The following is a 447-nucleotide window of genomic DNA, read 5'->3' on the forward strand; positions in this document are numbered from 1 at the left end:
TTACCCGCACTTCCCCCCAGCGCCCCAGTGCCAGGCTGCCGGGCATCTGCCGTCGCACGCGCGGGGACGGCCGGCGGCGCAGGCGGCTGGCATCCAGCAGGGCCAGCAGCAACAGGGCCAGCAGCAGGCCCCACGTCACTGAGTGCAGGGCGTCTGGCACCTTGACCTGTAGCGCCACCAGTGCGCCGAGCAGGATACTCAGGCCCAGCAGTACACCGAGCCAGGTCAACAGCAGGCGGGTTGGTCTCATGGGCGTCTCATTGGCGTGGCGCCGGGACTTGGTCCAGCAATTGCCGGAGCACCTGGTCGACTTCCAACCCGTCGATATCCAGCTCCGGGGCAATACGCACCCGATGGCGCAACACTGCCAGGGCGCAGCCCTTGATGTCGTCCGGGGTCACGAACTCGCCCCCGCGCAGCAAGGCCCGCGCCCGTGCACCGCGAACC

General features: G+C 69.4%; 2 pseudogenes. Both read right to left on the reverse strand.

Annotated features, from left to right (window positions below):
- Positions 1-250 (reverse strand): annotated as a pseudogene (locus HX846_RS37720) (DUF58 domain-containing protein); the annotation flags it as partial.
- A 7-nt stretch (positions 251-257) separates the two neighbouring features.
- Positions 258-447: pseudogene (locus HX846_RS37725) on the reverse strand (AAA family ATPase); the annotation flags it as partial.

Source organism: Pseudomonas sp. K5002, assembly GCF_013386655.1.
GTDB lineage: Bacteria > Pseudomonadota > Gammaproteobacteria > Pseudomonadales > Pseudomonadaceae > Aquipseudomonas.